This window comes from Halorubrum sp. AJ67 (assembly GCF_000513435.1).
Genome location: NZ_CBVY010000015.1, coordinates 59,831 through 62,104 on the forward strand (window position 1 = coordinate 59,831; position 2,274 = coordinate 62,104).

Below are 2,274 nucleotides of genomic sequence, written 5' to 3' on the forward strand. Positions count from 1 at the left end.
CCTATCCCCTGTGTGCCCTTGCCTCCCACGACTGAACGCCACCGCGAACGCCACTGTCATCGAAGACGGGAACCTCTCCGCGCTCGCCGTCGATGTCCGTAACGTCGGCGGTCTCGAAGGCGAGGGAACGCTCTCGCTCGACGTCGACGACGGGAATCTCACCGCCTCCCGCGACCTGACGCTGTCCGGGAACGAGTCGCGCACCGTCGCGTTCTCGTCCGTGAGCGTCGACCGTCTCGACCCCGGCGAGTACCCCTTCACCGTCGCGCTCGACGGCGACGTGCGGAACGGGACGCTGAACGTCACGGACGATCCGGCGAAGACGACGCTCGACGATGACGGCGCGGACTCCGATGACGGAAACGGGACCGACGACGGAAACGGCACGGATGACGCGGACTCGACCGACCCCTCCGACGCGGAGAGTGACGGGTCTGGAGACGACGACGCGTCGACGGGGAGCGAGAACGGCTCGGAGTCGGACGGGAACTCCTCGGACTCGGACGGCGACTCGGGCGGCGAGGACGGGGAAGACGAGCCGGCGACGTTCCTGCCGTTCGGCATCGGGACGCGCGAGACGTTCGGCGGAACGGTCCTCGTCGGGGCGACGTACCTCCTCGGTCACTGGGTGTGAGCCGCGGTCGGGCTCTCAGCCGTCCCTCGCCTCTCGGATCCATTCTCAACCGTGAGAACCGCGGGGGAGCGATTAAGTGATCGCTGTACCCCGGTTCAGACAACAATGGCTACGCGGGTACTCATCGCCGACGACTCGGAGTTCATGCGGAACCTCCTCCGGGAGATCCTCGAAGGGGAGTTCGAGATCGTCGGGGAGGCGGAAAACGGCGTCGAGGCGGTCAACATGTACGAGGAGCACGGGCCGGACCTCGTGATGATGGACATCGTGATGCCGATCCGCGACGGGATCGAGGCGACGACGGAGATCTTAGAGGAGAACCCGGAGGCGACGGTGATCATGTGTACCAGCGTCGGGCAGGAGGAGAAGATGAAGGCGGCGATCAAGGCGGGCGCTGAGGGGTACATCACGAAGCCGTTCCAGAAGCCGAACGTGCTTGACGCCATCGGCTCGGCGGTATAATGCGGGTCGACGTCCGCGCGCTCGGCGCGTGTAACCGCCTCGCGGAACAGGGGGCGAAACAGGCCGCCGGCGCGCTCTCGGACCTGACCGGGACGGACCTCGCGGTCGAGGTGACCGGCGCGAGCGTCGCCAGCGGGGAGGACCTCGCGGAGTCGTTCGCGGGCCGGGAGTCCATCGGCGTGAGCGTCGGCCTCCGCGGCGGGCTGGACGGCGAGGCGGTCCTCGCGTTCGACGCCGTCAACGCCGACGCGCTGCTCTCGCTTTTACCCGGCGGGCAGTCGATGGAGCGGAGCGCGGTGACGGAGGTCGGCAACATCGCGCTGGGCGGCTTCCTCGACGGCTGGGCGAACTACCTCGGCAAGGCGATCGACATGTCGCCGCCGCGGTACTTCGAGGCGGACGGCGCGGCGGTGCTGCCGGACGGGGCGCTCGCCGGCGACGGCGTGTTCCTCTTCGAGAGCCGGCTGGACGCGACGACGACCGACCTCGACTTCTCCATCTACATGCTGCCCGACTCGGGGCCCTTCCGCGACCTCATCGTCGGGAAGACGGCCCCCGCGGCAGGCGGCGGTAACGCGCCCGCTGCGGCGGCAAACGGCGGCACCACCAGCACGGCGGTCCCCTACGAGTCGCTGTCGACGTTCTCGTCGCTGGCGAAGGAGGGGTCGGCGAACGCGGCCGACAACATCGCGATGATGACCGGGCTGGAGACCAGCGTTGACGTGAGCCGGCTCCGGTTCGTCCCGCTCGCCGACGTGCCCGCCGAGGTCGGCACCGAGCCGCACGCGGGCACGGTGTTCGAGCTTCAGGGGCAGCCGAGCGGCTACCTCGCCATCCTCTTCGAGGAGTCGTCGGCGGCGGCCGTCGCGGACGCGATGTTACCGATGGACCCCGACGAGCCGCTCGGCGACATGGCTGAGAACGCGCTCTGCGAGCTCGGCAACGTGATGACGAGCGGGTTCATCGACGGCTGGGCGAACGTGCTCGGCACGACGATCACACACTCCCCGCCGGAGTTCGTCCACGACATCGGCGCGTCGACGATCAGCCCGCTCGTTGCCAAGCTGAGCGAGCGACAGGACTACGGGTTCGTGATCGACACCGCGATCCGGACGGAGGGGATCCAGGCGCGGTGTGACGTGTACGCGCTCCCCGACGAGCGCGAACTGGCGCGGGCG

General features: G+C 68.9%; 2 protein-coding genes and 2 pseudogenes (1 of these 4 running past the window's edge). All 4 read left to right on the plus strand.

Annotation, left to right across the window (positions count from 1 at the left end):
* Positions 1 to 634, plus strand: a pseudogene (locus BN903_RS11795) (hypothetical protein); the annotation flags it as partial.
* A 105-nt stretch (positions 635 to 739) separates the two neighbouring features.
* The gene (cheY, locus tag BN903_RS11800; protein WP_008008138.1) at positions 740 to 1,096 is read left to right on the plus strand and encodes a chemotaxis protein CheY; all 357 of its coding nucleotides are present in this window, start codon (positions 740 to 742) and stop codon (positions 1,094 to 1,096) included.
* The coding region (locus tag BN903_RS11805) for a chemotaxis protein CheC (RefSeq protein ID WP_048077945.1) at positions 1,096 to 2,274 on the plus strand (1,179 nt) is incomplete at its 3' end. The genes cheY and BN903_RS11805, both read left to right, overlap by 1 nt.
* A pseudogene (locus tag BN903_RS17545) lies at positions 2,231 to 2,274 on the plus strand (BGTF surface domain-containing protein) (its annotated part continues 1,601 nt past the right edge of the window); the annotation flags it as partial. The gene BN903_RS11805 and the pseudogene BN903_RS17545, both read left to right, overlap by 44 nt.